The organism is Micromonospora ureilytica, from assembly GCF_015751765.1.
GTDB classification, from domain to species: domain Bacteria; phylum Actinomycetota; class Actinomycetes; order Mycobacteriales; family Micromonosporaceae; genus Micromonospora; species Micromonospora ureilytica.
Window position 1 is genome coordinate 6,016,176 of sequence record NZ_JADOTX010000001.1, and the last position, 26,098, is coordinate 6,042,273.

At 72.1% G+C, this 26,098-nt stretch carries 22 protein-coding genes and 1 riboswitch; of the genes, 10 read left to right on the forward strand and 12 right to left on the reverse strand.

The window, feature by feature from the left end:
• Positions 1-21: 21 nt before the first annotated feature.
• From IW248_RS27540 to IW248_RS27565, 6 genes are read right to left on the reverse strand one after another with little or no spacing between them, the layout of a single operon-like run.
• Positions 22-534 (reverse strand): hypothetical protein, encoded by a 513-nt coding sequence (locus IW248_RS27540; RefSeq protein WP_196929270.1) that lies wholly within the window; start codon positions 532-534, stop codon positions 22-24.
• 38 nt (positions 535-572) lie between these two features.
• A complete protein-coding gene (locus IW248_RS27545; protein WP_196929271.1) occupies positions 573-1,331 on the reverse strand; it encodes a GTP-binding protein in 759 nt (252 codons plus the stop codon).
• Positions 1,309-1,791, reverse strand: coding sequence for a DUF742 domain-containing protein (locus IW248_RS27550; protein WP_196929272.1), 483 nt, complete (start codon positions 1,789-1,791; stop codon positions 1,309-1,311). Before IW248_RS27550 ends, IW248_RS27545 begins: the two co-directional genes overlap by 23 nt.
• Entirely contained in the window at positions 1,788-2,261 is a 474-nt protein-coding gene (locus tag IW248_RS27555) for a roadblock/LC7 domain-containing protein (protein ID WP_124816260.1), read from the reverse strand. Before IW248_RS27555 ends, IW248_RS27550 begins: the two co-directional genes overlap by 4 nt.
• Positions 2,258-4,882 carry a sensor histidine kinase gene (locus IW248_RS27560; RefSeq protein ID WP_196929273.1) on the reverse strand — a complete coding sequence of 875 codons (2,625 nt, stop codon included), beginning with the start codon at positions 4,880-4,882 and terminating at the stop codon, positions 2,258-2,260. Before IW248_RS27560 ends, IW248_RS27555 begins: the two co-directional genes overlap by 4 nt.
• Positions 4,869-6,047 (reverse strand): hypothetical protein, encoded by a 1,179-nt coding sequence (locus tag IW248_RS27565; protein WP_196929274.1) that lies wholly within the window; start codon positions 6,045-6,047, stop codon positions 4,869-4,871. Before IW248_RS27565 ends, IW248_RS27560 begins: the two co-directional genes overlap by 14 nt.
• A gap of 372 nt (positions 6,048-6,419) precedes the next feature.
• Here IW248_RS27565 and IW248_RS27570 point away from each other — a divergent pair, with 372 nt between their 5' ends.
• Both IW248_RS27570 and IW248_RS27575 read left to right on the forward strand, forming a co-directional pair.
• Complete coding sequence (locus tag IW248_RS27570) at positions 6,420-9,284, forward strand: alpha/beta fold hydrolase (RefSeq protein WP_196929275.1); 2,865 nt, start codon at positions 6,420-6,422, stop codon at positions 9,282-9,284.
• A complete protein-coding gene (locus IW248_RS27575) occupies positions 9,284-10,150 on the forward strand; it encodes an ABC transporter permease (protein ID WP_124815188.1) in 867 nt (288 codons plus the stop codon). The genes IW248_RS27570 and IW248_RS27575 overlap by 1 nt, the downstream gene beginning before the upstream one ends.
• A 9-nt stretch (positions 10,151-10,159) precedes the next feature.
• Here the strand turns inward: IW248_RS27575 and IW248_RS27580 are convergent, their stop codons facing one another.
• Entirely contained in the window at positions 10,160-10,873 is a 714-nt protein-coding gene (locus IW248_RS27580) for a DUF4232 domain-containing protein (RefSeq protein ID WP_196929276.1), read from the reverse strand.
• Positions 10,874-11,141: 268 nt separating this feature from the next.
• Between IW248_RS27580 and IW248_RS27585 the strand changes: the two genes are divergently transcribed.
• A complete protein-coding gene (locus IW248_RS27585; RefSeq protein WP_196929277.1) occupies positions 11,142-11,603 on the forward strand; it encodes a DoxX family protein in 462 nt (153 codons plus the stop codon).
• Positions 11,604-11,815: 212 nt separating this feature from the next.
• Here IW248_RS27585 and IW248_RS27590 read toward each other — a convergent pair whose 3' ends face one another.
• Positions 11,816-12,121 carry an ArsR/SmtB family transcription factor gene (locus IW248_RS27590; protein WP_124815519.1) on the reverse strand — a complete coding sequence of 102 codons (306 nt, stop codon included), beginning with the start codon at positions 12,119-12,121 and terminating at the stop codon, positions 11,816-11,818.
• A gap of 91 nt (positions 12,122-12,212) precedes the next feature.
• On the opposite strand from IW248_RS27590, the gene IW248_RS27595 reads away from it, so the two are divergent.
• From IW248_RS27595 to paaN, 4 genes are all read left to right on the forward strand, one after another.
• Positions 12,213-13,175: a DMT family transporter gene (locus tag IW248_RS27595; RefSeq protein WP_196929278.1), complete on the forward strand. Its 963-nt coding sequence runs from the start codon at positions 12,213-12,215 to the stop codon at positions 13,173-13,175.
• 68 nt (positions 13,176-13,243) lie between these two features.
• Positions 13,244-13,379, forward strand: a riboswitch (SAM riboswitch).
• A gap of 9 nt (positions 13,380-13,388) precedes the next feature.
• A complete protein-coding gene (thrC, locus tag IW248_RS27600) occupies positions 13,389-14,675 on the forward strand; it encodes a threonine synthase (RefSeq protein ID WP_124815522.1) in 1,287 nt (428 codons plus the stop codon).
• Positions 14,676-14,927: 252 nt separating this feature from the next.
• Positions 14,928-15,947 (forward strand): GNAT family N-acetyltransferase, encoded by a 1,020-nt coding sequence (locus IW248_RS27605; RefSeq protein ID WP_196929279.1) that lies wholly within the window; start codon positions 14,928-14,930, stop codon positions 15,945-15,947.
• Between the two features lie 50 nt (positions 15,948-15,997).
• On the forward strand, positions 15,998-17,671 hold the full coding sequence (gene paaN, locus IW248_RS27610) for a phenylacetic acid degradation protein PaaN (RefSeq protein WP_196929280.1): 1,674 nt from the start codon (positions 15,998-16,000) through the stop codon (positions 17,669-17,671).
• 108 nt (positions 17,672-17,779) lie between these two features.
• On the opposite strand, the gene IW248_RS27615 is transcribed toward paaN, so the two are convergent.
• Complete coding sequence (locus IW248_RS27615; RefSeq protein ID WP_196929281.1) at positions 17,780-18,310, reverse strand: GNAT family N-acetyltransferase; 531 nt, start codon at positions 18,308-18,310, stop codon at positions 17,780-17,782.
• Positions 18,311-18,521: 211 nt separating this feature from the next.
• On the opposite strand from IW248_RS27615, the gene IW248_RS27620 reads away from it, so the two are divergent.
• The 3 genes from IW248_RS27620 (at position 18,522) to groL (ending at position 21,885) form a co-directional block, all read left to right on the forward strand.
• On the forward strand, positions 18,522-18,725 hold the full coding sequence (locus tag IW248_RS27620) for a cold-shock protein (RefSeq protein WP_124815530.1): 204 nt from the start codon (positions 18,522-18,524) through the stop codon (positions 18,723-18,725).
• 95 nt (positions 18,726-18,820) lie between these two features.
• Positions 18,821-19,993 (forward strand): hypothetical protein, encoded by a 1,173-nt coding sequence (locus IW248_RS27625; RefSeq protein WP_196929282.1) that lies wholly within the window; start codon positions 18,821-18,823, stop codon positions 19,991-19,993.
• Between the two features lie 269 nt (positions 19,994-20,262).
• Positions 20,263-21,885, forward strand: a complete 1,623-nt coding sequence (gene groL, locus IW248_RS27630; protein ID WP_196929283.1) for a chaperonin GroEL — start codon at positions 20,263-20,265, stop codon at positions 21,883-21,885.
• A 58-nt stretch (positions 21,886-21,943) separates the two neighbouring features.
• On the opposite strand, the gene IW248_RS27635 is transcribed toward groL, so the two are convergent.
• The 3 genes from IW248_RS27635 to IW248_RS27645 all read right to left on the reverse strand — a co-directional run bounded on the left by IW248_RS27635 (position 21,944) and on the right by IW248_RS27645 (position 25,879).
• Positions 21,944-22,192 carry a hypothetical protein gene (locus tag IW248_RS27635; RefSeq protein WP_124822245.1) on the reverse strand — a complete coding sequence of 83 codons (249 nt, stop codon included), beginning with the start codon at positions 22,190-22,192 and terminating at the stop codon, positions 21,944-21,946.
• Between the two features lie 78 nt (positions 22,193-22,270).
• On the reverse strand, positions 22,271-23,206 hold the full coding sequence (locus IW248_RS27640; RefSeq protein ID WP_196929284.1) for a GNAT family N-acetyltransferase: 936 nt from the start codon (positions 23,204-23,206) through the stop codon (positions 22,271-22,273).
• Between the two features lie 69 nt (positions 23,207-23,275).
• The gene (locus IW248_RS27645) at positions 23,276-25,879 is read right to left on the reverse strand and encodes a S8 family serine peptidase (protein WP_196929285.1); all 2,604 of its coding nucleotides are present in this window, start codon (positions 25,877-25,879) and stop codon (positions 23,276-23,278) included.
• Positions 25,880-26,098: the final 219 nt, after the last annotated feature.

Below are 26,098 nucleotides of genomic sequence, written 5' to 3' on the forward strand. Positions count from 1 at the left end.
GCCGACAGCCAGCCCCGCCGGTCAGCGACGCGGATCCAGCTCGTCCAGGAGCGTCGGGTCGCGTCGGATCAGCTCGGCCAACCGGGCCGCCGGGTCCGGAGTCAACCCGTCCGGGCCGGGCCCCCAGGCGGGCACCGTGCGGCCGGAGAGCGGCCAGGCCGGCGGGGGTTCCACAGGGGTCGGCGGGGGCACCGGCCCGACGGTGACGGCGGACCCGTCCCAGGAGACCCGCATCGGGTACGTCCGCCCGGCGTGTTCCACCTGCACGGTCACCGCCAGCCCGGGGTAGGCGCCGACGACCTGGCGGACCGCCTCGGCCACCTCCTCGACCGGCCCCCATCCCGCCACGTCGCCCGGCGCCTCCACCCCGGCGTGCCGCGGGTCGTGCCGGCCCGACCGGGTGTTGCGGGTCTCGCTGTCGAGGCCGGGCGGGCTCGACGGTGCGGTGGTGTCGTCACGGTCGGTGGCCCGACGGCGCGACGCCTCCTCACGTCGGGCCAGCCGGGCCAGCGTCTCGTCCAGGTCGCCCCTCACCAGATCACCTCTTCCCGCCACGGCCGGAGCTGGTCGGCTCAGGCCCTCCTGTCCCGGGTAGCGCGGTCCAGCGCGCGGTCCAGGACGACCAGTAGGGCATCCCGCACCGAGAGCCGGTCGCGGGCATCGAACTGCACCAGGGGTACATGATCGCCGATGGCCAGGGCCCAGCGGATCTCGCCCAGCTCCAGGGCCAGTCGCCCGTCGAAGGCGTTGACCCCGACGACGAACGGCAACCCGGCCCGCTCGAAGAAGTCGATGGCCGGGAAACAGTCGTCCAGCCGTGCGCTGTCCACCACCACCAGCGCGCCGAGCGCTCCCCGGGCCAGGTCGTCCCACATGAAGCCGAACCGGGTCTGCCCCGGCGTGCCGAACAGGTAGAGCTTCAGGCTGCGGTCGATCGTCACGCAGCCGAAATCCATCGCCACAGTGGTGGTGGTCTTGGTGGACCGGGCACCCGGGTCGTCCACGCCGATCCCGGCCGTGGTCATCTCGGCCTCGGTGGTCAGGGGCGCGATCTCGGAGATCGCACCCACTGTGGTGGTCTTGCCCACCCCGAACCCACCGGCGACCAGGATCTTGACCGGGATCGGCGGTGCGGCCGGCTTACCGGCCGGCGGCGACATCGAACCCGTCTCGGACGAAGGCCGGTACGGCGGCGGCGCGGTCGGCGGTGGGCCGGCCCGCCCGACAATCGGCCCGGTGCCCGGGGACATGCCGTAACGGGCGGCGGCGCTGTTCGCGGCGACCCCGCCGAGCGGGGCGGCCGGCCATTCAGGAGATCGCACGGAGTCCATCAATCACTCGCAGGATGAGATCGGGGTCGACAGAGTCGTCGGTGTCGGTGACGTGCACGTCCAGGTGCCCGGCTGCGCGTAGGTCGCCGACCAGGACCCGCGTCACGCCGAAATGCAGTCGGGCGCGGGCCGAGATCTCGGCCACCGAGATCGGCTCCGCGCAGAGCGCGATGATCGTCTGAAGTTCCGGTGCCAGCAGGGCACCGGTTGAGCCGGCCCACCAGCCGCTGTCCGCGCGGACGGTCACCTGGGTCTCCAGCCCGATCGCCGGGTCGGCGCCCGCCACCCGCCCCGAGGTGAGCACGAACGGACGGGGGCCGGCCGGCTGGTCCCCGTCCGGCTCCGGCAGCGCCGGTGTCGCCGCCGCGCCGTCCCCGGTAGGGGGTGACGTGCGCAGGTACGGGCGGATCCGAACCCTGGGTTCCGGATCCGGATCCTCGCCGGCGACGTCGGGGGTCACTGCTGAACGGCGTTCTTCAACTCGACGATCAGTCGCGGGGTCAGGGCGCCACCGGCCCGCCCGGCGAAGAGCGTCATCTCGTACGCGACGGTGCCCAGGTTCGCCGAACGGTCGGCGACCACCCCGAGCACGGAACCGCTGCTGATCGCGCTGATCAGCAGGTAGCCGTCGGCCATGTCGACGATCACCCGGTTCAGGCCGCCGAGCGCGTACCAACTGGCGGCCCCACCGGCGAGGCTCGTCATCCCGGACACGACGGCGGCCAACCGCTCCGCGTTGGACCGATCCTTGATCGCCGACATGGCCATCAGCAGACCGTCCGAGGAGACCGCGATCGCCTCCAGGACCCCTGCGGTGCTGGAGGTGAAGGAGTCCAGCAGCCAGTTGAACGTACGGGCCTCCGGGCTGAGGTCCCCAGTGGCGCTGGGCTGACTCTGGTCGACATTGTCGTGCAGGAAGGGGCTGGTCACCGTGATGATCCTTCTTCGTTCCGGTGGTCGGGGCTGACTTCGCGGAGAGCGCGGGCGACGCCCGCCTCGAACTCGTTGATGAGGTCGCGGACCTCGGCCGGGTCACCGAGATGCGTACTGGGCGGTTGGCAGGCCGGGATGGCGGTGAGGTTCGCCCCCGGTACCCGTCGGCTCAATCGGGGCCGTCCCGGCGCGGCATCGGCCGAGCCGCCAGCACGCGGCACCGTGGGGCCGGCGCCTCCCGGCGTGCTGGGCAGGTCGACGGTCGTGCCCGGGTCCACCACGGCCGTCCCGGCGCTGGCCGACGGGTCGCTGGCCGTCCGCGCCGACGTACCACCGAGGCCCGGTGCCACGTGCAGTTCGGCGCGGCGTACACCGGCCTGGAAGGCTTCGACCAGCGCGCGGGCGGCGGCGGGGTCCGCGCCGGTGGCGTCCACCGGCCGGGTCGTCGCGGCGGTGGCGTGCAGAGTGGCCCCGGGCACCCGCTGCCGCACCCGTGGCCCGGCCGGCTTGCCCGCCGGTTCCGGGCTCTGGGGTTCGGCAACGGCCGGCTCCGGCTGGTCCTGACCGAACGCGTTCCAGGACGGGCCGGCGTCCAGGCTGCGGGTGGCCCGGCTGAGCAGGTCCGAGTCGAAGCGGGCCGGCACGGCGGCGACGGCCGTCGCGCGGGGCCCCGCGCCGTGCTCGGGGTCGAGCGTCGCCGCCGTCGTACGCCGGTCCCGATCCGGCACCGAGGCGCGGGCCACGGCGGCCCCGGGGCGGTCGGCGCGGCGCAGCACCAGCGACGCCGACGGGATCTCCAGCTGTGCGGTCACCCCACCGCCGCCGGTGGCGGCCAGGGCAACCTGCCAGCCGTGCCGACGGGCCAACCGGCCCACCACGAAGAGACCGAGCACCTCGGTCGGGGCCAGGTCGAGCCGTTCCCGGCGGGTCAACCGGGCGTTCTCCTCGGCCAGCCGTTGCTCGCTCATGCCGATGCCGTGGTCCACGACGGTGAGCCGCGCACCGAGGCCGGACGTCTCGGCGGCCACCAGCACCCGGGTGTGCGGCGGGGAGAAGACTGTGGCGTTCTCCATCAGCTCGGCCAGCGCCAGGACGAGGTCACCGACCACCGCCGGCGCGGCCGAGACGCCCGCCGGCACCTGCACCTCCACCCGGGTGTAGTCCTCGATCTCACCGAGCGCCAACCGGACCACGTCGGCCAACGGCACCGGCGCGGTGTGCGCGTCGGCCCCGGCCGAGCCGGAGAGCACCACGAGGCTGCCGGCGTTACGCCGCAACCGGCTGGAGATGTGGTCGAGTCGGTAGAGGTGCTCCAGGCGGCCGGGGTCGGCCTCCTGCTGCTCGAGCCGGTCGATGAGCGCGATCTGCCGACCCACCAGGTTCTGGGTACGCCGCCCGACGTGGCCGAACATCTGCGCCACGTTGCGCCGGCCGGCGACCTGCCGCTCGACCAGCCGCGCCGCGGTGTTCTGCACCCGGTCGAAGGCCCGCGCCAGGTCGCCGATCTCGTCCTTGGCGCGGATGTCCACCGGTTCCAGCCGGACCGCTTGAGGTTTCTCCGCCTCGTCGTCGGTGACCCGGACCAGCTCCGCCTCGGCGACCCGGGCGACCCGGTCGGCCGAGCGGGTGAGTCGGGTCAGCGGCCGGGCCACCGTCCGCGCCACCGCCACGCCGAGCAGAACCACAAGCGTCAGGATCAACGCCGTCACGGCACCGACCAGGTACGCGGCGGTCAACGCGCGCCGCTGCTCGGCCGTCACCTCGGCGAGCACGTCGGCGACCAGCTTCTTCTCGACGAACTGACCGAGCCGGATCATCGTGCGGACGGCTGGGAAGAGCGCCTCCATCGGCACGTCGCGGACCGCGGCGGCCGGGTCCCGGGCGCTGCGGACCAGGAAGTCGGGGCTGGTACGCGCGGCCACGGCGGCGTCGTTGAGCTGGGCCACCGTGAGCTGCTCGGGCGTGATCAGAGTGCGGAAGCGCGTGTTGTCGACCTGGAGCGCGGCGATGCACGCCACGTAACCGGCGGTGGTGTCCGGGGTGCCGACCGCCTTCACCAGCAGGCTCAGGGTGGCGCAGGCGCCCAGGCCCTCGTCGGCGCGGAGCAGACCGTCGAGGGCGAGAACCTGCCGACCCGGCAACGTGTCGGTGTCCACCCCGAACATCAACCGCAGCGACGCGATGATCCCCATGTTGACCGGACCGAAAGCGTCCATCACCTGGCCCGGGTTCGCCGTCCGGGCCAGGACGGCCGTCCGCAGTTCGACGAGGCTGAACACCCCGTCGAGGGCGCTGTCGACCCGGTCGGTCAACGCGTCGCTGCGCGCCGCCCGTAGGTCGGCCACCCGGTCGTCCACGTCGGCGGACTTGCGGACCAGCTCACTCCGTTCGACCCGGCCGAGCAGGAAGCCGACGGAGAGGATGCGTTCCTGTTGGAGGTCCTGGACCAGGCTGCCAACCCGGCTGGCGAACCGTACCCGTTCGGCGGTGTCGCCGGCCCGCTGTGCCGCGGCGACCCGGTCGAGCATCACCGGCACGGCCAGGCCGACCATGCTGAGCAGCGGGATCACCACGAGCAACGCGAGCTTGCCGCGGATCCGGAGCCTACCGAGCAGCATCGAAAGCCCCCCACTGTGCGGTCTCCGGCTCGCGAACCGTCCCGGCCGGTTGCAGAGTCCTCGGCTCGCCGGCCGGCGGTTGCCAGGGGTCGAGGGGCAGCGGGGTATCGGGGCTCTCCGTGTGGGTCGCGGCCTGCGCGGCCCGGCGCCGGGCCCGGCGCCCGGCGGCGATCAGCAGCGCGGCGAGCCAGCCCAGCAGCAGCGCGGTGACGACTCCGGCCCCGACGGTCAGCCAGCGGTCCCGGTCGAGGCCATCGATGCGCTCGACCAGCAGCGCGTCCAGCTCGGCGAGGATGACCGGTTGCAGCTGGCGGGCAGCGCGGTGCGCGTTGAGCGCGGCGGCGCCCAACTGGCCGGGGTCCACCTTGCCGGTGTCCGGGCGTGGCGCGGAGTACGCGGCAAGCGCCTCCACCGACCGCTGGTAGGTGTCCAGCGGGGTCAGCACGTTGGCGCCGAGGTCGGTGCTCTCCGAGCCGTCCACGGCCGAGCGCAGGTTGTCCACGACGTCGGTGGCGGGTGACAGGGCGGCCACCCGCAGGCCGGTCAGCTCCAGCAGGCCGCGGGGCTGCTCGGCGGCCGGCCGGCGGGCGACCAGCGTGCCGAGGTCGCCGAGCCGGCCGGCGGCCACCACTGCCTCGGGGAGTTCCTGGCCGACGCTGTCCTGCAGGAAGAACGAGTCGGCTTCCGGGTCGCGGACCAGCCCGGAGCTTTCCCGGACCTTCCGGTGCAGGGCCAGCAGCAGGTCGGAGACCTCCCCGTACGCCGTGTAGGCGGACAGAGGGTCGGCGGCGCTACGACCGCGCAACGCCTCCAGCTTGGCCCGTACGCCGGCCCAGCGTTCCTGGGTGAGCAGCTCACCGCCGATGCGGGCGTCCACCTCCGCGGCCACTTCGACCGCTTGGTTGAGCGCTTCGCGGGGTACCGGGCGAGCGTTCACCGCGGCGGATTGGGCCTCCACGAGGGCGTCGGTGACCGGGGCCAGCGCCTTGAGGTACTGCACTCCGAGCCGTTCTCGGGCGGCGAGGTCCCGGTCGTCGGTGGTCTGCCGCCAGTTCGTCGTGACGAGCAGGCCCAACGGCGCCAGCAGTGCTCCAATGAGCAGCAGGGGCAGCAGTCGGCCCAGCGTGGACGGCCGTCGACGGGCCCGCGGCGCGGGGACTGTCATGTGTGTCTCCTCCGGCGTGGGGCGCGGATCGGCGCGGCGTCGGACTAGCCGACAAGTCCCGTGCACCGGACCGGAAAACTAATCGAACCCTCCACTGGTCAGACCTCACTCGGCGAGTCAGGTTCGCGTCACTTCGAGCCATGTCACCATTTGTCCTCGTTACCGGCACGCTCTGTGTCGTCTGTGGGTGTGACATGGAGGGATCGAGGTGGATATCCGAGAAAGATCGGAATTCACGGGATCCGAACTCAACTCACTGTGCCGCGTCGGACGTTGCGCGCTCGCACCCCACTGCGCACCGATCGGGGCAACCGGACGGACGTACGGCGGATCTCAGCCAACGCTCAGGCTGCGGGCCGTACCGTGTGCCGCATGACATCGCCGTCGCCGGCCGCGTGGTTCCGGCGTGCCCTGCCCACCCGCCGCCACGCGACCGCCGCCGCGGTGGTCGTCGTGCTGTTGGCCGCCGCCGTGACCTGGGCGGTGTGGCCACAGGGACCGGGCGTACGCACCGAGAGCGCGATGCTCACCGTCCGCTCCGGACCATCCGGCGACCAGCCGGTGGACCTGGACACCACCTTCTACCTGCCGGGCGACGCCTCGTCCGGTCGGAAGGTGCCGGCGGTGCTGCTGGCGCACGGGTTCGGCGGCACGAAGGAGTCGGTGCGCTCGGACGCGGAGGAGTTCGCCGGGCGCGGCTACGCGGTGCTCACCTGGACGGCGCGGGGCTTCGGCCGTAGTGGCGGCGAGATCCACCTGGACAACCCGGACTACGAGGTACGCGACGCGGAGCGGCTGCTGGACTGGCTGGCCGCGCGGCCGGAGGTGCGCACCGACGCTGCCGGCGACCCGACTGTCGGTGTGGTCGGCGGCTCGTACGGCGGTGGGTTGGCGTTGTTGCTCGCCGCCCAGGACCGTCGGGTCGACGCGATCGTGCCCATGATCACTTGGAACGACCTGTCCCGCGCGTTCCTGCCGGAGAGCACCGGCGGAGCCCCGACCGAGGGCGTGTTCAAGAAGGGCTGGGCCGGTCTCTTCTTCGGCGCGGGCGGCAACGTGGGCTCCGGCCCGGCCGGGCTCTCCGGTGCGACCGCCGCCCAGCCGCAGGGCGCACCGGCGTCGGCCGGCCCGCCCAGCCCCGGGCCGGGCGCCGGCCCGGGCAGCGGTCCCGGTGGCGCCCCGGCCGGTGCCGCGGACCCGTCCTGCGGCCGGTTCGCCGCCGACGTGTGTGCCGCGTACCTCCGGATCGCCACCACCGGGCGCGGGGATCAGGCCGCCGTGGACCTGCTGCGCCGCTCCAGCCCGGCGGGTGTGCTGGACCGGATCAAGGCACCCACCCTGCTGGTGCAGGGCGAGGCCGACACGCTCTTCCCGCTCGGCGAGGCGGACGCGAACGCGCGCGGCATCGCCGCCACCGGCACCCCGGTACGCGTCGCCTGGTTCACCGGCGGGCACGACGGCGGCAGTGGACCCCGCTCCGACGAGGACCGGGTGAAGTTCCTGACCGTCCAGTGGCTCGACCACTACGTCAAGGGCGAGGGCGACGCGCCCGGCGACGACTTCACCTGGTCGCGGATCGCCGGCTTCGACGCCCTCGACCGGGGTCTCGTCGCCACCGGCTTCCGTCGCGCCGACTACCCGGGCCTCACCGGCAACGCCCGCCGGGAGGTGACGGTCGCCGGCCCGGCGCAGCCGATCGCGAACCCGCCGAACGGCAACCCGGCCGCCATCTCCTCGATCCCGTTCGCGGGCGGGCTCGCCTCGCTGCTGGACGGCGTGGCCGGCGACGTGCCCGGCCAGCACGCCCAGTTCGAGTCCACCCCGCTGACCGAGGCGGTCGACGTGGCCGGTGCGCCCACAGTCACAGTGCGCGCCGCGTCACCGACCGGCGAGGCGGTGCTCTTCGTCAAGCTCTACGACGTCGACCCGGACGGCGCGGCCACCCTGCCGAACGGCCTGGTCGCCCCGATCCGGCTCACCGGCCTACCGCGGCAGGTGCAGGACGCCCGCCCGGTCACCGTGACGCTGCCCGGGATCGTCCGCCGGGTGGAGGCCGGGCACCGGCTGCGGCTGGTGGTGGCCACCTCCGACCAGGCGTACACCACGCCCGCCGCGCCGACCGTCTACACGGTGGCCGCGGACGGCGCGGTCAGCCTGCCCACTGTCAACGGCGAGCCGATCCCCACCGCGGCGACGATCTGGCGCTGGGTGCTCGCCGGCCTGCTCGCCGCCATCGTGATCGGGCTCGTCGTGGTCGTCGCCCTGGTCCGCCGGCGGCACCGCCGCCAGGACCGGTCGGTGCATCCGGAGTACGCGGACACCCCGCTGGCCGTGCGCGCGCTGCGCAAGGAGTACGCGGACGGCTTCGTCGCGGTGTCGAACGTGGACTTCGAGGTGCACCCGGGTCAGGTGGTGGGTCTACTCGGACCGAACGGGGCCGGCAAGACCACCACCCTGCGTGTGCTGATGGGGTTGACCCAGCCGACCGCCGGGGAGATCTACGTCTTCGGTCGTCGGCTGGTGCCCGGCTCGCCGGTGCTGTCCCGGATCGGGGCGCTCGTGGAGGGGCCGGGTTTCCTGCCGCACCTGTCGGGTCTGGACAACCTGAAGGCGTACTGGCGGGCCACCGGACGGCCGTGGGAGGACGCCCAGTTCGACGCGGCGCTGGAGATCGCCGGGCTGGGCGACTCCGTGCACCGGAGGATCAAGAACTACAGCCACGGCATGCGCCAGCGTCTCGCCATCGCCCAGGCCATGCTCGGCCTCCCCGAACTGCTGGTCCTGGACGAGCCGACCGACGGGCTCGACCCGCCGCAGATCGCCGAGATGCGCCGGGTGCTCCAGCGGTACGCCACCGACGGCCGGGCGGTGCTGGTCTCCAGCCATCTGCTGGCCGAGGTGGAGCAGACGTGTACGCACGCGGTGGTGGTGAACAAGGGCCGGATCGTGGCGTCCGGGCCGGTGGAGGAAATCGTGGGCGAGTCACCCAGCGTGCTCTTCGACGTCACCGACCCGGTGGCGGCGCGGGCGGTGCTGGACCGGCTGCACGGGGTTCGCGTGTTGCCGGAGAGCGACGGCCAACTGGTGGTCGACACCAACGGCACGGCCCGCAGCGAGGTGGTGGCAGAGCTGGTGCGCGCCGGCATCGGGGTGGACCGGGTGGTGCCTCGGCGGCGCCTGGAGGACGCGTTCCTCGCCCTGGTGGGCGAGAACTCTCGGGGAAGCGGTGACCGGTGATGGTTGTTACTGACGCGGGGGAGGCCCGTGGTTACCGACCGTCGGCCACCATGCCGTTCGCGGCGGAGTTCCGTCGACAGGCGTCCCGGCGGCGAACCCAGTTGGCGCTCGGGTTCATGGTGTTGCTGCCGCTGATCATCCTGATCGCGTTCCAGTTCAACTCCGGTGGCGACGACGACAACGGCAACAACGAGTTCGCCAGCCTTGTCGACCTGGCCACCTCCGGCGGGCTCAACTTCACCCTGTTCTCGATCTTCGTGTCGGCGTCGTTCCTGCTGGTGGTGGTCGTCGCACTGTTCTGCGGCGACACGGTGGCCAGTGAGGCGAGCTGGGGCAGCCTGCGGTATCTGTTGGCGATCCCGGTGCCCCGGGCGCGGTTGTTGACTGTGAAGCTGGTGGTGGCGCTCGCGTACTCGGGACTGGCCCTGCTGCTGTTGGCCGGCACCGCGTTGCTGGCCGGCACCCTGCGCTACGGCTGGTCGCCGCTGCGCAGCACTGTCGCCGCCGAGCTGGAACCCACCGAGGGGCTGCTCCGGTTGCTGGCCGTGCTGGGCTACCTGGCGGTCGTACTGCTGGTGGTGGCCGGCCTGGCGTTCCTGCTGTCGGTGATCACGGACGCCGCGCTGGGCGCGGTCGGTGGCGCGGTTCTGCTCTGGATCCTGTCCAGCATCCTGGACCAGATCACCGCCCTGGGCGCGCTGCGCGACTTCTTGCCCACCCACTTCAGCACCGCCTGGCTGGGCCTGTTGTCCACTCCGGTGCAGACCGACGACGTGGTGCGCGGCTGCATCTCGGCGATCAGCTACGCGACACTGTTCTGGGGCTTGGCGTTCTGGCGCTTCACCCGCAAGGACATCACGTCGTAACGGGCTGGCTCACAGCACGCTGTCGGGTGGGCTCACCGACGACGGCACCGCGCTCGGCGCCGGCGGCGGGGCCGGCCGGGTCGGCACCGGCGTGGACGGATCGGCCTTCTTCCAGGCGCTGACGCCGATCCGGCCGGTGTTGCCGAGGTCGATCGGCCCGTCCGGGTCGACCTCTTCGGCCGGCTGCCCGGCGGCGGGTGCCACCGTCAGGAACTCGCCGTTGGTGGCCACCACTGTCGAGTCGGTGACCAGGTTGCGCCAGAGCACCACCGCGGTGGCCCGCTCCCCGGCGGCAAGGGTGACCGGCCGGGGTGGTTGGTCGAAGCCGGAGGTGATCTCCTTGGCGCCGTTTACCACCCGCAGCATGATCGGCTCGCGCTCCTCGTCGAACACGTGCAGCACCGGGTACCCGTTGAGCTGGTAGGGGCGCTCGCCGCAGTTGACCAGCTCCAAGCCCAGGGCGCGCAGGCCCATCGCGGCGTCTCCACCGGTCGACCGGATCCGAACGCCGCTGGCCGGGCACTCGGCCAGCGGGTCGACGCTCCCCGACGGACTTGCGGCGGCGGTGGTGGGCGTGGTGGGTGGTCGCGGGCCGTCCGGGCCGCCCTGGCCGCGATGGTCGCCAGGTAGACACGCGCCGAGTGTGAGAGCCGCCGTGAACACCGTGACCGTCGCGGACGCCGTGCTGCTCCGTCGCCGCGCCGCTGTCCCCCGAGAGATCATCCGTCGATCCTCACCCACGAAGAACCCAAACCATCGCCCGCCCCGGCCCCCGCTCGCGCCGATCTTGCAGTTTCGGTTGCCGATATGCGTGGAGTGCCCGCTATGCCGCGACAGTAAATGCAAGATCGCGGAGAGCGGGCGGGGCGGGGTGGTGAATCGTCATACCATTTTCAGGGGGGATTTTCCCACCAGCAAGGAACTTATGATTTTCGATGTCTTTGTGCCTCACGATGGACGGGCTTCATCCATTCCATTCGATGGAGGTGTCATGAACGTCTCTCGGCTCGGCGGGCCGACCCTGTCCCTGTTCCGCATCGTGATCGGCCTGCTGTTCACGTTGCACGGCCTGTCCTCGGTGTTCGGGTTGTTCGGCGGCAACCCGATGACCGGCAAGGCGGTACCGCTCGGCACCTGGCCGGGCTGGTGGGCCGCCCTGATCCAGTTGGTCTGCGGCGTACTGGTGCTGGTCGGGCTCTTCACCCGACCCGCCGCGCTCCTCGCCTCCGGCTCGATGGCGTACGCCTACTTCGTGGTGCACCAGCCGGACGCTCTGCTTCCGCTGCACAACGGAGGCGAGCAGGCGGCGCTCTTCTGCTGGGCGTTCCTGCTGGTCGCGGCCCTTGGCCCGGGCGCCTGGGCGCTCGACACGCTGCTCGCCAGGCACCGCACCGGCACCCCCTCGGCATTGGCATCGGCTTCGGCGGCCGAGCCCGACGCGGTGTCCGTCTGACCGCGCCCGTGCCACGCGTCGCCGAAGCCTCAACGAGGCGGCTTCGGCGGCGCGCCGGGCGGGGGCGGGCCTACGCGCCCCGTCGGGCTGCGCCTCTCCGCTGATGTCGTAGACGATTCAGCTCCAAAGCGAGCGCCTGAGGCAGGTCCCACCCGCCGCCGTCGGCTGCGGCCGGGGTGGGTCAGGGCGGGCCAGGCCAGGGCGGGGCGGGGTCAGGCCGGCGGGCGTTGGGTGAGGACCGCGTCCAGCAGGCCGGGGTAGAGCTTGTCCAACTCGTCCCGGCGGAGTCGGACCAGTCGACTGGTGCCGGCGGCCCGGGTCCGGGTCAGGCCCGCCTCGCGCAGCACCTTCAGGTGGTGGCTGCGGGTCGCCTTGGAGACGCCGAAGTCGAAGCTGCCGCAGGGGGACTCGCCGCCCTCGGCGAGCGCCCGGACGATCTGTAGCCGCACGTCGTCGGCGAGTGCGGCCAACACGTTGGTGACCGGTACGGCGGTCAGGTCGGGCTCGTGCGGCTCCATGTGACCAGTGTAACCCTTGTTCGACAATCATCGAACAACACCCTATGGTCGGTGTCGTTGGTTCGACGATACTCGAACATTGGAGTTGCCGATGCGATCCCGCGCCACCGCGTACCCACTGGTCGCCGTGCTCGGCTGGGGCGTGATGTTCCCGATCCTGGCCAGCGCGCTCAACCGGGTCGACCCGCTCAACCTGACCACCGCGCGCTACCTGCTGGCCGCCGTCGTCCTGGTCGCCATCCTGCTGCTGCGCGAGGGTGCCGGCGCGCTGCGGCACGGTGGCCGGGCGCTGGAGGTGGTGGTGCTCGGGGTGGTCGGCTTCGCGGGCTTCAACCTGCTCACCAACCTGGCGCTCGAACACGCCGCCCCGCAGCAGATCTCACTCTTCGTGGCCACCACTCCGGTGATCACCCAGCTCGTCCGCTGGGCTCGCGACGGCGTACGCCCGAAGCCGCTCCTGCTGACCCTCTCCCTGGTGGCGCTCCTCGGAGTCGGCCTGGTGATCACGCGCGGGAGCCTGGCCGGGCTCGGCCAGTTCGGCCTCGGCGGGTTGATGATGATCGGCGCGGTGCTGGGCTGGGGCATCTACACCCACGGCGCCAGCCGGTTCGGCGAATGGTCACCGCTGCGCTTCACCACGCTGACCGCGCTCGCCGGCACGGCCGCCATGCTCGTCCTGAGCATCGGCGCCGACGCCGTCGGCTGGCAGCACGCGCCGGCCGCCGCCGACCTCGTGGCGGTCGCCCCACAGCTGGCGTACGCCGTGCTGGTGGGCGCCGTGATCGCGGTCCTGGCCTGGAACACCGGCGTGCAGCGACTCGGCGCCGCCAACGCCGCGCTGTTCATGAACCTGGTCCCGGTCACCACCTTCGCGGTGCAGATCGCCCGCGGCTACCGCCCCGAGCCGGTGGAACTGGTCGGGGCCGCCATCACGATCGCCGCCCTGATCGCCGCGAACCTCGCCGCCCGGCCCCGAACCACGTCGCTGCCCCAGCCCGGCGCGGTAACGGACCCGATCGCGGTGACCGACCCCGTGGCCGTGAGTGCCCGCTGACCCACTCCCTGGGAACAGCGGTGGCAGCGGCCGACAGCGTTGTCCTAGACTCGACGGCACAACTGAATACCTCATCCAGAGGGGCTGAGGGATACGGCCCGACGACGCCCCGGCAACCACCCCGCGCGCTCACCGCTGAGCGACCCGCGGGGCAGGTGCCAATTCCGTCCCCGCCGCACCGTGCGATGCGGGGAAAGATGAGAGGACCTCGACATGACGTCGACGCTCGTCACCTCCGGCATTGACACCTCTGCCAGCCCCGCCCGCGCCCTGGTCTGCCGTGCCTGCTCGGCCCGCTACCCGCTCGCCGCCCAGCACGCCTGTTACGAGTGTTTCGGCCCACTGGAAGTCGACTACGACACCGCCGCGCTGGCCTCCGTCACCCGCGAACAGATCGAGGCCGGCCCGAACAACATCTGGCGGTACGCCGCCCTGCTCCCCGCCGGTCAGGACCCGGCCAGCCGGGTCACCCTCGACCCGGGGCTGACCCCGCTGGTGGCGGCCCCGCACCTCGCCGCCGAACTGGGCATCACCGCGCCGCTCTGGGTCAAGGACGACAGCGCCAACCCCACCCACTCGTTCAAGGACCGGGTCGTCTCGGTGGCGCTCACCGCCGCCAAGGCTCTCGGCTTCACCCGGTTCGCCTGCGCGTCGACCGGCAACCTGGCCAACTCGGTGGCCGCCCACGCCGCCCGCGCCGGCGTGCCCTCGGTGGTCTTCATCCCCAGCGACCTGGAGCAGGGCAAGGTCATCACCACAGCTGTCTACGGCGGTGAGCTGGTCGCCATCGACGGCTCGTACGACGATGTCAACCGGCTCTGCGGCGAACTGGTGGAGACCGACGAGTTCGAGGACACCGCGTTCGTCAACGTGAACGTCCGGCCGTACTACGCGGAGGGCTCCAAGACCCTCGGCTACGAGGTCGCCGAGCAGCTCGGCTGGCGGATCCCGGCGCAGGTGGTCATTCCGATGGCCAGCGGCGAGCTGCTCACCAAGATTGACAAGGCGTTCTCCGAGCTGGTCGAGATCGGCCTGGTCGAGGCGCCGGCCGGCGGCTGGAAGGTCTTCGGCGCGCAGTCGGCCGGCTGCAACCCGATCGCCACCGCCCTGCACGCCGAGACCGACACGATCATCCCGGTCAAGCCGACCGGCATCGCCAAGTCGCTCAACATCGGCGACCCGGCGGCCGGCCTCTACGCCCTGGAGGCGGTCCGCCGCACCGGCGGCTGGATGGAGTACGCCGACGACGACGAGATCCGTGCGGGCATCCGCGATCTGGCCCGTACCACAGGGGTGTTCGCCGAAACCGCGGGTGGGGTGACGGTGGCCGTGCTGCGCAAGCTGGTCGAGTCCGGTCGGCTCGACCCGACGGCCGAGACCGTCGTGTTCAACACCGGCGAGGGTCTGAAGACCATCGACGCGGTGGCCGGCGAGGTCGGGCCGACCCACCACATCAAGCCCTCGCTGCGCGCCGCCCGCGACGCCGGTCTCCTCGGCTGAACCGGGGGTCCGAGTGGATCAGTCGGTAACTGGGTTTTCGCTGTGAGTGTGGAAAACCCGCCGCTACGGACTTGACGGCAGGAACCGGACGGCGCAAGATGCTCCGTGCGGGAGGGCATTTCGCCGAAGACTTTTGAAGTTCTTGCGACCCAACGCCGGAGGCGTTGTGCGAGTGTCCCTCCCGACCACGTTCGATCGGGCCAGCGATTAATCGCTGGCCCGATCGCTTTTCCCGGGTGCACGCTCAGCGGCATGAGCATCACGATCGCGTCGTTCGACGGCGCCGACCACGCTTCGGTCGACGAGGCGTACCGGATCGGATCGGCCGTCAACGACGTCGATCTGCCGGACTTCCCGCCCTTCTGCCGGCGTCGCTTCGACGCGCTGTTCCACACGCCGATGCCCGGCACCCGGTCGCTCTGGGCGCTGGCCCGACTGGACGGCGTGCCGGCCGGCTACCTCCAACTGGACCTGCCGCAGCTCGACAACCCCGACAACGCCACCGCCGAGCTGCTGGTGCATCCGGACCTGCGGCGCCGGGGAATCGGCCGGGCCCTGCACGAGTACGGGGTGCGCCTGCTCCGCGAGCACGGCCGCAAGCGGGTCGTGGCGATGGCCGTCTCCGCGCTGCCCGGCGGGCCGGCCAGAAGTGCGGCGGGCGACGCGTTCGCCGCCGCGACCGGAGCCCAACCCGCCCTCGCCGAGGTGCGTCGCCGGCTCGACGTCGACAAGATCGACCGGGTCGCGCTGCGGGCGGCGCTCGCCGAGGCCCGCCCGCGAGCCGAGGGTTATCAGTCGGTCTGCTGGCAGGGGACGACCCCACCGGAGTACGTCACCGACATCGCCTACCTCGACGGCCGGCTGCTGATGGACGCGCCCATGGGCGACGTGCAGTGGGAGCCGGAGCAGGTGGACGCCGAGCGCATCCGGGGCAACGAACGGGCGTTGGATGCCCGAGGTCGGCGGCGCTACCACCTCGGGATGCGGCACGAGGCGTCCGGTCGGCTGGTCGCCTGGACGCTGCTGGACGTGGGCGCCGCCGCCGACTGGCACGCGTACCAGCAGATCACCATCGTCGACCCGGCCCACCGTGGCCACCGGCTCGGCCTCATCGCCAAGGCCGAGAACCTGCACCACCTGCTCACCCACGAGCCGGCGATACAGGTGATCGACACCTGGAACGCCGCCAGCAACAGCCACATGGTGGCGATCAACGAACAGCTCGGCTTCCGCCCGGTGGACTCCTGGACCGACTGGCAGCTCACCCTCTGACAGGTATCGGCGCTACTGCTCGCGGTGGGTCCTCAGGCATGATTGCGGGCATGACGGAGACCCCGCATCCCCTGTACGACAGGCACGCCGACACCCTCAACCGTGCGCTGACCGCGATCACGGAGCGGGGCTACTGGTCCGCCTACCCCGAATCCCCCAGCCCCCGGGTGTACGGCGAGACCGCCGCCGCCGACGGTAAGGCCGCCTTCGAGGCGTACCTCGGTGGTGACTTTCCGCTCGACCAGCCCGGCGCGGGCGCACGGGTCGCCACCGAGACGAGCCCGTTCGGGGTGGAGTTGGCGGTGCGGTACCCGCATGCCGGCCCCGGCGAGCTGGTCGACGCCGCCTCCGCGGCGCTGCCGGCCTGGCGCGACGCCGGCCCGCAGGCCCGGGTGGGCGTCTGCCTGGAGATCCTCGACCGGCTGCACAAGCACATCTTCGAGCTGGCCAATGCTGTGCAGTTCACCAGCGGGCAGGCGTTCGTGATGGCCTTCCAGGCCGGCGGCGCACACGCGTTGGACCGGGCGTTGGAAGCGCTGGCGTACGCGTACGCCGAGATGACCCGGCACCCGGGCACGGCAGGCTGGGAGAAGGCCGCCGGCAAGGGTGACCCGCTGCGGATGACCAAGACGTTCCACGTGGTGCCGCGCGGGGTGGCGCTGGTGATCGGCTGCAACACCTTCCCGACCTGGAATTCGTACCCCGGGCTGTTCGCCTCGCTGGTCACCGGCAACCCGGTGATCGTCAAGCCGCACCCGCGCGCGGTGCTGCCGCTGGCCATCACCGTGAAGTACGCCCGGGAGGTGCTCGCCGAGGCCGGGTTCGACAGGAACCTGATCATGCTGGCGGCCGAGGCGCCCGGTGAGAAGCTCGCCAGCGACCTGGCCCTGCACCGCTCCATCCGGATCGTCGACTTCACCGGCTCCACCGAGTACGGCGACTGGCTGGAGACCCACGCTCGGCAGGCGTCGGTCTACACCGAGAAGGCCGGCCTCAACACGGTCGTCATCGACTCCACCGACGACTTCGCCGGCATGTGCCGCAACCTCGGTTTCACGCTGACCCTCTACAGCGGGCAGATGTGCACCACCTCGCAGAACATCCTCATCCCCGCCGGGGGCATCGAGACCGACCAGGGGCACAAGAGCTTCGACGAGGTGGCCGGCGGGATCGCCGCCGCCGTCGGCAAGCTCACCGCCGACCCGGCCCGAGGTGTGGAGCTGACCGGCGCCATCGTCAACGACGGGGTGCTGGAACGGCTGGCCGAGGTGACCAAGGTCGGCGAGCCGGTGCTGGAGTCGCGGGCCGTGGCCCACCCGTCGTACGCCGACGCGGTGGTGCGTACCCCGACGATCGTGAAGCTGACCGCGGACGACGCGGAGACGTACGGCCGGGAGTGGTTCGGGCCGATCTCGTTCGCCATCGCTACCGACTCCACCGCGCACAGCCTCGAGCTGCTGCGCCGGACGGTCGGCGAGAAGGGCGCGCTCACCGCCGGGGTCTACTCGACCGACGAGGCGGTGCTGGACGCGACCGAGGCGGTCGCGGTAGAGGTCGGGGTGCACCTGTCCTGCAACCTCACCGGCGGTGTCTTCGTCAACCAGTCGGCGGCGTTCTCCGACTTCCACGGCAGCGGAGCCAACGCGGCGGCGAACTCGGCGTTGACCGATGGGGCTTACGTTTCGAACCGCTTCCGGATTGTGCAGTCTCGGCGGCACGTCTGATCTTTGGTTGCGGTTGGGGGTTTCCGGGGCAGCCCGACCCGCTCCGGGCGGTCTGGCTTGATCCCTGCGCGGGTCGGGCTGCCCCGGAAACCCTTCGTGGGCACGGCTCTAGGCGGTTCTGCGCATCTGTAGCTCGTTCAGGGCTGGGATGGTCGGGTGGGGGACCCGTACGCCGGTGTCCTCGAAGCCCAGGCGCTGGTAGGCGCGGTAGGCGCTGTCATTGCCGACCACCACCTCCAGCAGCAGCTCCGGTCGGCCGCAGGCTCGCGACCAGGCGGCCACCCCGTCGATCAGCTCGCCGACCAGGCCACTGCCGCGCCAGGTGGGCGTGACGTACACGGCGTAGATCACGGTCAGCCCGGGTTCGTTCGGGGCGGTCGTGCCACCGGCGTGCCCGACAAGCCGGCCGCCCGGGTCCGCGATGAACTGCGCGTTTGTGGAACCGGCCGAGGTGTACGCGACCCGGGCGGCGAACTCGTTGTGCGGTCGGGCCGCCGCGTCCGCCAGGGTCTCCAGGAAGGCCAACGGCGCGTCGGCCAGCATCTCCAGGCGCAGCGCCCGCATCCGGGCGGCGTCCTCCGGCCGGACCCGGCGGATCTCGGCGAGCCGCAGGGCCGGCGAGCCCAGTTCGGTGGTCATGTCCGCATGCCTACCACAGGGAATGGACACAATTGGGCACCCCCGACGTGTGTCCGATTTGTGGCCGTGCGCGGCCGTCACTCCTCGTGTAGCGTGCGATTTCGGTCACCACTTCAATGGCGGTCATCGATCGCTGAGTCGGTGGTCCGGGGGCGCTCGGCCGTGCCGCGCGCCTGGTCAGGCACGCCGCGCAGAGTGAGGGAAGTGCACCGTGGCACAGGGCTCCGTGAAGTGGTTCAACGCCGAGAAGGGCTACGGCTTCATTGCCGTCGACGGCGGTCAGGACGTGTTCGTCCACTTCTCCGCGATCGAAATGGACGGTTACAAGGCGCTGGACGACGGTCAGCGGGTCGAGTTCGAGATCGCCCAGGGCCAGAAGGGTCCGCAGGCAGAGCACGTGCGCGTCATCGGCTGATCTTCCTGGCCGATTGGCCGCGTGAGTCGGGGCTGCGGTAGGGGCGTGCACCCGGGAAGATCGTGAACCGTTCCAGCCGATGCCGAGGAGCGTTCATGACCGACCAGCCGCCCCCGCCCACTCCGTCCTCCGGGTCGGGGGAGCCGGACCCCTCCGACCCGTCCTCGCCCGCAGGCGCCCCCGGCCCCTCCGGCCCGCCGCCCGGCTGGGGGCCGGGCATGCCCCCGGCCGGCCCACCCTCCGGCCACGCCGGCCCGCCGCCCGGCTGGGATCCCGCGCAGGGGGTCTGGGGTGCGGCCCCGCCGCCGCAGGGCTGGGCGTTCCCGCCCACCGAGGGCTACCCGCCCGGGTCGGGTCCCTACGGCGGACAGCCGTGGTATCCGGGGCCGCCGGTCGGCTGGTACCCGCCGGGTTACGGGTTCGACCCGAACGACGCCCTGGTCACGCCGCCCGGCGCGGGCCTCGGCGGTTGGTTCAACAGGTGCGCGGGAGCGCTGCGCCGAGGCTGGCGGCAGTTGGTGCCGATCATGCTGCTCACCCAGGTGCTGCCGGCGGCGGTGCTCTCGGTGCTCTCCCTCGGGCTTGACCCGTCGGCGAACTGGGCCCCCCAGGCCGGATCGAGCGCGAGCCCGGTGCTGCCTGACAATTTCGCCGCCGATCTGCTGAGCCTCCTGGTCGTGTTGATTGGTGGCAGCCTGTTGGTCGGGTTGGTACAGAGCGTCGGGTGGGGCGCCGGCACCTGGGTGATCACCCAACAGGCGGCCGGTCAGCCGGCCAGCCTGGAGTCGGCGCTGCGCTACGGCCTGCGGCGGGCCCTCGGGCTGTGGGGCTGGACGCTGCTGGTCAGCCTGCTGATCGGCGTCGGCTTCTGCTTCTGCGTGCTGCCGGGCATCTACCTGGGCTTCGCGCTGAGCATGGCCGGCCCGGTCTACCTCTTCGAACGCCACAATCCGATCGGTCGGTCGTTCCGGATGTTCCACGACCGCCTCGGCCTGCTGCTCGGTCGGGTGGCCCTGGTGGTCCTGGCGGTTTTCGTCGGCACAGCGATCCCCGGTGTTCTGGAAGGGCTGGGCACCTCGCCGTTCGGAACGGACCCGTTCGCCTCGGCGGGTACCGCCGCCGGAGTGGTGGTGGTGATCGGCATCACCGCCGTGCTGGCCCTGCCTGCCCACCTCGCCCAGATGATCGGTCTGCTGGTGACGTACGCGGAGCAGCGCGCCCATGAGGCACCGGTGAACACCGCAGGGCTGGCCGCGGAACTCGGCTGAGCGGCGGCATCGTGCTTGCACTCGGCAGGGGAGAGTGCTAAACAAGTCATTGGCACTCGCATACCGTGAGTGCCAATGGTCGGGACGGTGGGGCCAGGTTGCACCGGCGTGGAGACGCCGGGGCGACACATGGCCGGTCGTCGCGGGCTATCCGGCCCGGCCGAAGGACGTCGTCGTCGCCTGGTGGCGACGTCCCAAATGCGTACACCAGGCGGCCCATCCGGGACACACACTCGGGTGGCCGTGAGTGTCCAGGAGGACAACGCCGTATGGCAAAGATGATCGCGTTCGACGAAGAGGCGCGCCGCGGCCTCGAGCGTGGCATGAACCAGCTCGCCGACGCCGTAAAGGTGACGCTCGGCCCCAAGGGCCGCAACGTCGTGCTCGAGAAGAAGTGGGGTGCCCCCACCATCACCAACGATGGTGTGAGCATCGCCAAGGAGATCGAGCTCGAGGACCCGTACGAGAAGATCGGCGCTGAGCTGGTCAAGGAGGTCGCCAAGAAGACCGACGACGTTGCCGGTGACGGCACGACGACGGCGACCGTCCTGGCCCAGGCTCTGGTTCGCGAGGGCCTGCGCAACGTGGCCGCTGGCGCCAACCCGATGGCCCTGAAGCGGGGCATCGAGGCCGCGGTCCTGAGCGTCTCGGAGGAGCTGTCCAAGCTCGCCAAGGACGTTGAGACCAAGGAGCAGATCGCCTCCACCGCCTCCATCTCCGCTGGCGACAGCACCGTCGGCGAGATCATCGCCGAGGCGATGGACAAGGTCGGCAAGGAAGGCGTCATCACCGTCGAGGAGAGCAACACCTTCGGGCTTGAGCTGGAGCTCACCGAGGGTATGCGCTTCGACAAGGGCTACATCTCGGCCTACTTCATGACCGACCCGGAGCGTATGGAGGCCGTCTTCGACGACCCGTACATCCTGATCGCCAACAGCAAGATCGCGTCGGTGAAGGACCTGCTCCCGATCCTGGAGAAGGTCATGCAGTCGGGCAAGCCGCTGCTGATCATCGCCGAGGACCTGGAGGGCGAGGCCCTCGCCACCCTGGTGGTCAACAAGGTCCGTGGCACCTTCAAGTCGGTCGCCGTCAAGGCGCCGGGCTTCGGTGACCGCCGCAAGGCCATGCTGACCGACATCGCCATCCTCGCCGGTGGCCAGGTCATCAGCGAGGAGGTCGGCCTCAAGCTCGACGCCGCCAGCATCGACATGCTGGGCCGCGCCCGCAAGGTCGTGGTGACCAAGGACGAGACCACCATCGTCGACGGTGCCGGTGACGCCGAGCAGATCCAGGGCCGGGTCAACCAGATCCGGGCCGAGATCGACAAGAGCGACTCCGACTACGACCGGGAGAAGCTGCAGGAGCGGCTGGCCAAGCTGGCCGGCGGCGTTGCGGTGATCAAGGTCGGCGCGGCCACCGAGGTCGAGCTCAAGGAGCGCAAGCACCGCATCGAGGACGCCGTTCGCAACGCGAAGGCCGCCGTCGAAGAGGGCATCGTCCCGGGTGGTGGCGTCGCGCTGGTGCAGGCCGGCAAGACCGCCTTCGACAAGCTCGACCTGGTCGGCGACGAGGCGACCGGTGCGAACATCGTCAAGGTCGCGCTGGACGCCCCGCTGCGGCAGATCGCCGTCAACGCCGGCCTTGAGGGCGGCGTCGTGGTGGAGAAGGTCCGTAACCTCGAAGCGGGTCACGGTCTGAACGCCGCCAACGGCGAGTACGTCGACCTGCTGGCCGCGGGCATCATCGACCCGGCCAAGGTGACGCGCTCGGCGCTGCAGAACGCCGCTTCCATCGCGGCGCTCTTCCTCACCACCGAGGCTGTTGTCGCGGACAAGCCGGAGAAGTCCCCGGCTGCCCCGGCTGGCCCGGGTGGCGGGGACATGGACTTCTGAGTCCAGTTCCGACACACCGAACGGGGCGGGCCGCTGACGCGGTCCGCCCCGTTCGTCGTCAGGTCGGCAGTGGGCGCTGGTTGCGCCGCTTGTGCGCCCGGTTGTATGGCGGAAGCAGTTGGATCGGCGCGTCCACCATCTCCTGCGGCTCCTCGGCCACCGACGACTCGCCGTCGGTGGTCATCTCGGCGAGTTGTTCGGCGTCGCCGTAGTCGAGCCTGTCGAACGGCAGTTGGCCCGGGAGTTCGCCGACCGGTTTCCAGGTGATCGGCGGGCCGTCCTCGGTCTGGTTGTCATCCGTGGTCATGGCTGCCTCCTCTACCGAAACCGTAGGGGGCGTCGATGGCCGGTGCGGGCGAATGGATCTATGTCCTGTTTGCCCCGGTTATGCCCTCGATAGGGTTCGCCGGTACAGGAAGAAGACCCGCTCGATCCACGCACCCGCGCTGCCCGAATAGAACGGCACCGGCCCCACCCAGCCGATCTGTGCCCGGTCCAGCCCCGCCGCCCGCTGGTCGCGCAGGCAGCGCCGCAACAGCACCCCGCCGATGCCCGACCCCTCCGCGGCAGGCGCGGTGCCCATCGGCCCGAACCAACTCGGCCGGGACGACCCGTACGCGGCGAAGCCGAGCACCTCACCGTTCCGCTCCGCCAGGTGGCAGCCGGCGTCGGCGCGCCCCACCGACCCGGCCAACTCGCCGTCCCACGTGCCGCCGAACGTGGACCGGGCGAACGCCGTCAGCGCCGGCAGGTCCGCCGGCTCCGCCCGGCGTACGGTGACGCCCTGGTCGGCCAGCCGCCGCTCCGCCGCCTCGGTGGACCGCAGTGCCGGCGACCCGTCGTACGACAGGTCCGCGGTCATGTTCCAGGCGGTCCGGTCCTGCTGGTAGCCGAGCGCGAGGGCGGCGCAGACCGCCGGCGTGTAGCGGACGTCGATGCCCGGCCACGCGTAGTACGGCGGATTCCCGGCCAGCAGCACCTCGGTCGCCCCGCGCTCGGCGAGCACCCGCTCGGCCCGCTGGAGCAGCGCCCGGCCGACGCCCCGACGCCGCTGATCCGCGAGGACCGCCACCAGGTCCACGTGCCCGATCCCCGGCTCGGTCGACGACACCGAGCAGATCAGCACCCCGACCAGGTCCGCACCCCGGTACGCGCCCAGCCCGACCACGGACCGGTCGGCGGTGGCCCGGGGCCAGAGCACGTCCACGATGGAAGCCGCCTCGGCGGCGTCCTCGGGCAGGTCGAGAGCCTGCTGGCAGAGCTGTACGACGCTGGGGACCAGGTCGGCGGTCAGCTCGGTGACGGTGATCTCGGCGTCCATGGTCGCCGACCCTAGATCACCGGGTGGCGAGCCGCACCCCCGGCTCAGCGCTTCAGGAAGGAAACCTTCCTACTGCTGGGCTGCGCGAACGGCCGCGTAGGCGTCGACCTGGCCGGCGCCTGTCACGTTCGACGGAGCACCACAGGCGTCGGAGGGGCTGTCGGAGCGATAGGTGGGCGTCGCCGCAGTGGCGGTGTCCCGGAGGATCTGCCGGGTCCGGTTCACGTCGCCGACCAGCGCCGGGTTCGCCGACCACATCAGCGCGACCACCCCGGCCACCTGCGGGGTCGCCATCGACGTGCCGTCCAGCGCGCCGTACGTGCCGCCCGGCATGGCCGACACCACGCCCACCCCCGGTGCCAGCACGTCCGGCTTGTTCGCACCGCCGGACACCGGCCCGCGCGAGGAGAACTCGGCGACCCGCCGCTGGGCGTCCACCGCGCCCACTGTCAGGACGTCCGCGTACGGGGCCGGCGGATCGTCGATCGACGCGCACCACGGGCCGGTGTTGCCGGCCGCGGCGACCACGAAGATCCCGGCGGCGTCCAGGGCGGCGGTGGCCGGCCGCAGGACACGCTGGTCGCAACCCTCGATGGGCGGGCAGCCCCACGAGTTGGTCAGCACCTGCGGGGCGCGCTCCGGACGGCCGTCGGTGAACGGGTCGCCGCCGGCCGGAAAGGGCGCCAGCATGAACTGGAGACAGTCCAGGTAGTGCGCGGGGCTGCCGAGGTTGCGGTCCAGGTTGACGCAGCCCACCCACTGCGCGTCAGGTGCCACCCCGATGCCGTCCCGCCCGACCGCGCTGCCCACCGTGTGGGTGCCGTGCCCGCCCTGGTCGGTCGGGCTCCGGGTGTCGTCCCACGGGTCGTACCAGGAGTCGTCCCCGCCGCGGAACCCGGCTCGTAGCGCCGGATGGGTGCCGTCCACCCCCGAATCGGAGCTGCCGATCACGATGCCGGTGCCGGTGACCCGGAGTTGGGACCACACCCGGTCGGCGCCGATCTGGCGGATGTTCCACTCCGGGCCGGTGGGCTTGGGCGCGCTGCCCCGGCTCTGCCCGGCCGGGGCCGGCAGCGGGCGCAGACGCTGGCTGACCAGCACCCGGGCCACCTCCGGTCGGCGGGCGAGCCAGGCCCGCACCGCCGGGCCGCCGTCCACCTCGACGGCGTTGACCAGGTAGTACGACACCGGGTCGAGGCGCAGCCGGTTCAACCCCCGGAGCAGGTCGCCCTGGCTCTGCTCGGCGGTCGTCACGAGTCGCCGGTAGACCTCCGCCGCGCGGGCGTCCCGCCCGGCCCGACCCGGCGCACCGGCCGGCAGATTGCCCAGGTCGGCCTGCGCGCGTAGCACCACGAACAGCCGCTCGCCGTACAGGCCCGGTTGGCCGGGGCCGAGGTCGACCACGCCGAACGCCACAAGCAGCACCACGGCCGCCACCGCGGCGATCCGCCTGTTCGGGGTGCGTGCCGTCGGCCGGGCGAGCAGCACCGCGTACCCGATGGCGACCAGGACCGCGACGGCGAGCCCGGCGCCGGCGGCGGCCGCCACCCAGAACGGGACGTCCCGGGTGCCGACCAGCAGCAGGCTGATCTCTTCCGGGTCGGTGAAGGCCAGCGGGCCGAGCGCGGCCAGGCCCACGAGCCAGCCGGTCGCCGTTCGCCCGGCGCGGGTGGCGGCGGCCGGGTCGGAGGTGGCCGGCTCGGAGGTGGCCGGCTCGGAGGTGGCCGGGTCAGCGGTGGCCGGGTCGGCGGCGGGCCGCCAGGTCGCGGCCCAGAGCGCGGCCAACGCGAAGCCCACCGGCGGCAGGGTCAGCAGGGCGGGCAACTGCGCTCCGGACTGGCCGGTCCCGGCCGCGAGCAGCAGCAGCGCCACCCCGGCGACCAGGCCGCCGACCAGCACCAGCCGGGCCGGCCGGGGCGGCCGCCCAACCGCGAACGGGGACCAGAAGGGGGCATCCAGCAGAGTCGCGGCCAGCATCCCGAGCGCGGCGGCCGCCAGCAGCGCGAGTGCGGTCTCCAGGAGGCCGCCGAGCGCGCCCAGCCAGGCCCACGGCAGCAGCAGCGCCAACCCGGCGGCGACCGCGAGCAGCGGCACCGGCCCGATCCGGCGCGGGCGTCGCTGGGGTCCGACCGGCGTCGGACTCCCGGTGACCTCGGGCCGGGTGGCGTCGCTGTCTCCGGTGGCCCCGGGCCGTGTGGCGTCGCCGTCCGCGGTGGGTGCCGGGCCGCCGACCGAGCCAGCCAGCCCGGGGTACGCCCACCGCCGCGCCGACCAGCGCACGGCAACCGCGCTGAGCACCGCCGCGCCGGCCAGCGCGGCGAGGTACGCCTCGTGGTGCACCGGCGGCACGACCCGCAGCAGTGTGAGCACGCCGAGAGCGAGTGCCCCGATCAACCAGACCCGTCCGGTGGCCCGGACCGCGGCCGACCGGGGGAGCAGCGCCAGCAGCAGGGCGGGTGTGCCCACCAACACGACGGTGGCCAGGCCGAGAACCGGCCAGAGCCAGCCGACTCGGTCCCGTCCGAAGCCCAGCAGCACCTGATCGGTGAGCCAACCACCGGTCTGGGCGCCCACTGTGACCGCAACCGTCCAGCAGCCGATCAGCACGGCCGCGACCACTGGCCAGGGGGAACTGCGGCCGCTGAAGCCGGGGTACGCAGGTTGACCTTGCATCCGAGAACCTTACGACTACGACAAAGGGTTTCGACCCGACCGTCGGGTTCCGGGACTTCGAAGAACCGTGCAGATCTTGGACAGTTTCCGTCAGGCGATGACGGAAACTGTCCAAGATCTCCGATCAGTCGGCCTGGGGCCGGGCGCGTAGGCGCAGTGCCGGGCGGGCGGCGAATGTCGACACGGGGGCACGGCGGTTACGGTGGACGGGTGCGCGAC